Source organism: Cupriavidus phytohabitans (assembly GCF_000426345.1).
Classification (GTDB): domain Bacteria; phylum Pseudomonadota; class Gammaproteobacteria; order Burkholderiales; family Burkholderiaceae; genus Cupriavidus.
Genome location: NZ_AUFE01000021.1, coordinates 98,754 through 105,065, shown reverse-complemented (window position 1 = coordinate 105,065; position 6,312 = coordinate 98,754). Strand labels below are relative to the sequence as shown.

3 protein-coding genes and 1 pseudogene are annotated in these 6,312 nt (G+C 70.7%); 3 read left to right on the top strand and 1 reads right to left on the bottom strand.

What is annotated here, in order from left to right:
• From K309_RS0117095 to K309_RS0117085, 3 genes and pseudogenes are all read left to right on the top strand, one after another.
• Nucleotides 1-293: pseudogene (locus K309_RS0117095) on the top strand (hypothetical protein); the annotation flags it as partial.
• Nucleotides 294-500: 207 nt separating this feature from the next.
• Complete coding sequence (locus K309_RS0117090; protein WP_232232411.1) at nt 501-2,096, top strand: DUF1800 domain-containing protein; 1,596 nt, start codon at nt 501-503, stop codon at nt 2,094-2,096.
• Nucleotides 2,097-2,119: 23 nt separating this feature from the next.
• Nucleotides 2,120-3,451 carry a DUF1501 domain-containing protein gene (locus K309_RS0117085; protein ID WP_029047576.1) on the top strand — a complete coding sequence of 444 codons (1,332 nt, stop codon included), beginning with the start codon at nt 2,120-2,122 and terminating at the stop codon, nt 3,449-3,451.
• Nucleotides 3,452-3,494: 43 nt separating this feature from the next.
• On the opposite strand, the gene K309_RS0117080 is transcribed toward K309_RS0117085, so the two are convergent.
• Nucleotides 3,495-6,125: a penicillin-binding protein 1A gene (locus K309_RS0117080; RefSeq protein ID WP_029047575.1), complete on the bottom strand. Its 2,631-nt coding sequence runs from the start codon at nt 6,123-6,125 to the stop codon at nt 3,495-3,497.
• Between the last annotated feature and the right edge of the window lie 187 nt (nt 6,126-6,312).

The window sequence follows — 6,312 nt, the reverse complement described above, 5'->3', positions numbered from 1 at the left end:
TGGGCCTGCGTCCTGGCGAAATCGGCCCGGGGCGCATGAGCTACGAGCTGCGACGCCTGCGCCTGCATGGCCTCATCGAGCGCGTGCCCAAGACCCACCGCTATCGGCTCACCAACCTGGGGCTGCAGACGGCACTCTTCTACACGCGCGTCTATTCCCGCATCTTACGGCCCGGCCTTGCATTGGTCAGCCCTCAGGCGCCTGCGGCCTCGCCAGCATCCTTGCAGCGCAGCTTCCGCACCGCCGAGCAGGCCGTCAACACATGGTGCGATCAGGTCAAAATCGCCGCGTAGAAAAACTTGACTCAATCACTACGCAATCAATTCAGTCAAGGAATCTAGCCAGGCGCGCCGGGGCTGTCTTGGCAATTCCGGCAATTCCGGCAACCCCGCTGGGATCCGGGCCTGAAAGCATTGGTAACAGTCCCTCGGCACCGTGACGTCAACGAAAACGCGCTTGCCACGTAACATTGACAGGGTGCGCATGACAAGGAGGCGGGCATGGAGGCGGGCATGGAGGCGGCGCAACAGGCGGGACATGGCACGGTGCGGCGGGCGCGGCTGGCGGCGTGGCGCGCCGCCGCGGCGCTGGCGCTGGCCGCCTGCGTTGGCGCCTGTGCCCGGGTACCGGCCGCCGGCGGCGACAGCGCGGCCGACCTGCGCTGGCTCAATACCGTCAGCTTCGGCGCCGACCAGGCCAGCCTGGCCGAGCTGCGGCGCCTGGGGCGTGCCGCGTACCTGGAACGCCAGCTGGCCATGCCGCCAGCCGATCCTCCGGAACTGGCCGCCGCCATCGCCGCGCTGCCGGCGCTGCAGGGCGCCCCCGGCGCGCCGCTGCAGGCCGCACGGCAGGCGCGCGAGCGCATCGAGGCGCTGCCCGACGAAGACAGCAAGCAGCAGGCCCGCCAGGCCCTGAACGCGCAGGGCCGCGAGCTGGTGGCCGACACCGCGCGGCGCCACCTGCTGCGGGCGCTGTACTCGCCGGCGCAATTGCGCGAGCAGATGACGTGGTTCTGGATGAACCACTTCAATGTCTATTCGGGCAAGGGGCAGGTGCGCTGGCTGCTGCCAGACTATGAGGAACGCACGATCCGCCCCCATGCCCTGGGGAGCTTCCGCGACCTGCTGATGGCCACCGTCACCGCGCCGGCGATGCTGCTCTATCTGGACAACGCGCAGAGCAGCGCCAACCGCATCAACGAGAACTACGCGCGCGAGCTGATGGAGCTGCATACGCTGGGCGTGGCGGGCGGCTCCAGCGGCTCGCGCTACACCCAGCAGGACGTGCAGGAGCTGGCGCGCGTGCTGACCGGCGTCGGCGTCAACCTGCGCGGCACGCCACCGCGGCTGCAGCCCGCGCGCGCGGCGCTGTACCGCAGCGACGGCGCGTTCGAGTTCAACCCGGCGCGGCACGACTTCGGCGCCAAGACCCTGCTCGGCCAGCGCATCGAGCCGGCCGGGTTTGCGGAAGTCGAGCGCGCGGTGACGATCCTGGCGCGCGAGCCAGCCACGGCGCGCTTCATCAGTGCCAGGCTCGCTACCTATTTCATCGCCGACAATCCGCCGCCGGGCCTCGTCGAGCGCATGGCCCGGACCTTCACGCGCACCGACGGAGACATCGCCGCGGTACTGCGCACCATGTTGCTGGCGCCCGAGCTGGATCGGCTGCCGGCGTCATCGCGCAAATTCAAGGATCCGATGGTCTACGTGGTGTCGTCGCTGCGGCTGGCTTACGAGGGCCGGCCGGTCGCCAACCTGCGCCCGGTGATGAACTGGCTGACCCAGCTCGGGGAGCCGCTGTACGGCCACGTGACACCCGACGGCTATCCCGCGGCGGAAAGCGCCTGGGCCAGTTCGGGGCAGATGGTGCGGCGCTTCGAGATCGCGCGCGCGATCGGTTCGGGGCCGGCCGGGCTGTTCGCCGGCGATGCGGGCATGCCGCGCGGCGCGCGCTTCCCGGTGATCGGCAACAAGCTCTACTACGACAGCATCGAAGCCACGCTCGGCGCGGCCACGCGCGCGGCGCTGGCGCAGGCGGCTTCGCAGGCCGAGTGGAATACCGTGCTGCTCAGCTCGCCGGAATGGATGCAGCGCTGACACGCATTGCAACGGAGTTCACCATGCACCGCAGACAATGGCTGAAGACGATGGGCGGCGCCGCGCTGGCGTGGGCGCTGCCCGCCACGGTTTCGCGCGTCTACGCGCTGCCGGCACAGGCCGACGCCCGCTTCCTGCTGGTGTTCCTGCGCGGCGGCTATGATGCCGCCAGCGTGCTGGTGCCGGCCGGCAGCGACTTCTACTACGCGGCCCGCCCCAATATCGCGATCCCGCGGCCGCCCGCCGCCGGCGCGGATGCCGACCCGGGAGCCGCGGTCGCGCTGGCGCCGGCCTTTGCCGCCGACAGCGCCGCGCGCGGCATCGGCGACTGGGCGCTGCACCCGGCACTGGGGCAGACCATGCTGCCACTGTGGCAGCGCGGGCAGTTGGCCTTCGTGCCGTTTGCCGGCACCCATGACCTGACGCGCAGCCATTTCGAGACCCAGGACGCCATCGAGGCCGGCCTGCCGGGCGCGGGCGATGATCCACGCGATAACAACCGCGGCCAGCTCGCCGCGCTGCGCGGCAGCGGTTTCCTCAATCGCCTGGCGCAGGCCATGGGCGGCCAGGCCGCGCCGGTGGCCTTCACCGACGGCCTGCCGATGGTGCTGGCGGGGCCGCGCGACGTGCCGAACGTCTCGCTCAAGGGCAGCGGCCGCACCCCGTTCGATGCGCGCCAGGAACAGCTGCTGGCGCAGATGTACCGCGGCACGCGCTTCGAGTCACTGATCGACGAAGGCTTCGAGCTGCGCCAGGCGGTGGCGCGCCAGGCCGAGGCCAGCGCAGGCGACATGGGCGGCGGCAACATGGCCGCGCGCCAGCAGGAGATGCAGGCCGCCAACCGCCGCTCGCTCAGCGCGCGCGGCTTCGAGCTCGAGGCGCGGCGCATGGCGGGGCTGATGCGCGAGCGCTTCAACCTTGGCTTTATCGACGTCGGCGGCTGGGATACCCACGTCAACCAGGGCGCGGCGCAGGGCCAGCTCGCCGGCCTGCTCGACAACCTCGGCCGCGGCCTGTCGGCTTTCGCCGACGGCATGGGTCCCGCATGGCGCGGGACCACCGTGGTGGTGCTGTCGGAGTTCGGCCGCACCTTCCGCGAGAACGGCACCCGCGGCACCGATCATGGCCACGGCACGGTTTACTGGGTGGCCGGCGGCGCGGTGCGCGGGGGCCGCATCGCGGGCGAGCAGGTCGCGGTGGAACGGGCGGCGCTGAACCAGGATCGGGACTGGCCGGTGCGCAATGAGTATCGGGCGGTGCTGGGCGGGTTGTTCCAGCGGTTGTATGGGCTGGATGCGGGGCGGCTGGGGCAGGTGTTTCCGGGCGTGGCCGGGCGCGATCTGGGACTGGTCTAGCAAGCCGACGCCACCGGCCAGTTGCAGCGCTCAGCCGCCACGCTCAGTTGCTGCCGTTGGCGGGCGAGATCACGGTGGGCGCGACCGGATAGATGGGCGCAGCGGGCGCTGGTGCCGCCGGGGCTGCAGGGCCAGTCGCGGGCGGCGGTGGCGGGAAGCCAGGAGCGGTGGCGCCGGCCGGCGCCGCGGGCGCCGGTTGGCCAGGCGGCGCTGTCGGCGCTGTCGGCGCGGTGGGTGCGCTCGCCGTCGCGGGGTCCTGCGGCGGCACCGCCATCACCGTCTCCCCGCGATCCAGCGCCAGGCTGGACTCTTCGTCGCCACTGCCAGCGCCGGTCACCGGCGCGGAGGACGACGCCATCGGCGTGCTGGCCGGCGGCTTCACATCCGCCTCGGGCGCCGGCAGCGCCGGACGGCGCGGCGCCGGGCGCGGCGCGGTGGCGTCGTTGGCCTTGTCACGGCTGAACAGCTGGGTCCACCAGCCGCGCATCTGGTTGCCGAGCGAGGCGAACACATGGGTTTCCTCGTACTCGGCAAAGCGCGCGCGGCCGTCGATGACGCGGCCGCGCAGCGCGCGCTGGTAGAAGTCGCCGACCATCGGCAGCGCGCTGTGCGCGCCCTGGCCCCAGTAGTCGCTGCGCAGCGTGACGCGGCTGTCGTTGAAGCCGACCCAGGCGCCGGCGACCAGCTCCGGGTGCATCATGATGAACCAGCCGTCGGCGTTGTCCTGCGTGGTGCCGGTCTTGCCGGCCACGTCGGCGCGGATGCCGAAGCGCGAGCGGATGCCGGCGCCGGTGCCGCGGTCGATCACGTCGCGCATCACGTCGAGCAGGATCTGCGTGGTGGCATGGGGCAGCGCGTGCTCGGCGCGCGCCGGGCGGAATACCTGCAGCACATTGCCATTGCGGTCCTCGATGCGAGTGACCATGGTCGGCGCGATGTAATTGCCGGCGTTGGCGATGGTGCCGTAGGCGGCCACCATTTCCTTGAGCGTGACCGGGCTGGTGCCCAGTGCCAGCGACGGCACCTCGTCGAGCCGGCTTTCGCGCACGCCCATCTCGCGCGCCAGCCGCGCCACGCGCCCCGGACCTACCTGCTGCATCAGCTGCGCGGTGATGGTGTTGCGCGAGTAGACCAGGCCGTCGCGCAGGCTCATCGCGCGCCCGGTGGGACGGCCCTCGTCCGACGGGCGCCAGATCTCGCCGCCGGCCAGTTCGATCTCGACCGGCTGGTCCATCAGCGTGTCGTCGGGCGATTTGCCTTCCTCGAATGCGGCGCCGTAGACGAAGGGCTTGAAGGTCGAGCCCGGCTGGCGGCGCGCCTGCTGCACGTGGTCGAACGCGTCCTGCGTGTAGTCGCGGCTGCCGACCCAGGCGCGGATCTCGCCATTGCGCGGATCGATGGCAAGGAAGCCTGCCTGGATGCGCGTCTTCTGCTGGTGCAGCGCGCGCATGAAGGTGCCATTGGCCAGCAGGTGCTTCATCGCGTCTTCAGGCGGCGTGCCGGCGGCGGTGGCGGCGCGGTATTCCGGCGACTCGCGCACGAAGGCCTGCACCAGCGCGCGGTCCGCGGCCCAGCCTGCGCGCGGCGCCCAGGCCGCGTTGGCGATCGCCTGCAGGCGGTTGCCCTGCTGCGCCACCGCCTGCGTGGCCATGGCCTGCAGGCGCGCGTCGATGGTGGTGTGCACCACCAGGCCGTCTGCGTAGATGTCGTAGCCGTTTTGGTCGGCCCAGCCGATCAGCCACTTGCGCAGCTGCTGGGCGAAGTGCGGCGCGGGGCCGGGCGGCTCGGTCTGGCGCTCGAAGTCGATGCGCAGCGGACGGCGTTTGAGCTGCTCGTAGCGGGCCGCGTCGAGCTTGCCGCGCTTGACCATCTGTCCCAGCACGATATTGCGCCGGTCCAGCGCGCGCTCGGGGTTCAGCACCGGGTTGTAGTAGCTGTTGCCCTTGAGCATGCCGATCAGCGTGGCGCTTTGCAGCACGTCGAGCGAGCGCGCCGGCTTGTCGAAGTACGTGCGCGCGGCCATCTCGATGCCGAATGCGTTGTACAGGAACGGCACCGTGTTCAGGTAGGTCTCGAGGATCTCGTCCTTGGTGTACAGGGCCTCGATCTTGAACGCGGTGATCGCTTCCTTGAGCTTGCGCGTCAGCGTGGGTGCCCGGCCGATCTCGTCGGGATAGAGGTTGCGCGCCAGCTGCTGGGTAATGGTCGAGCCGCCCTGGCGGTCGCCCGTGAAGGTATGGACCGCGGCCGAGGCGATGCGGCGCCAGTCGAGCCCGTGGTGCTCATAGAAGCGGTGGTCTTCGGTCGAGATCAGCGCCGCCACCACGTTGGGCGAGATCTGTTTCAGCGGCACCCAGTCGCGGTTGGCCCACTTGAAGACCGCCAGCTCCCTGCCGTCGGCCGACAGCACCTGCGCCGGCTGCTCGGACTTGGCCTTGCGGATGTCGCTGATGCCCGGCGTGAACGGCACCAGCACCAGCACGTACAGCAGCAAGGCTGCCGGCACGGCGGCCATGCCAACCAGCACGCCGCGGCGCGTGGGGCGCAGCGAGCCGGGCCGGGTCAGGCCCAGGCGCGCGCTGCGCGCGCACAGGCCGGACAGGCGTTGCTGGATCGAGGCGGGGAGCGGAGCCTGCAGCGAGGCAAGCCGGGTCTTGATCTCTGCCAGCTTCATGACGCGAAGCTGTCGAGGCAAAGGCACATGGCGGCACGGGGCACTGGCATTACCGTCGTCGGAAAAGCCTGCATCCTACCAAAACGATCCCGTCGCTCACAGGGAAAACCCCCATGCGGGTGCTATTCGGCACATTGTGCTGCGCACTATTCGTCACAAGGCCTTCATATTGCGCCATCAGAATGCG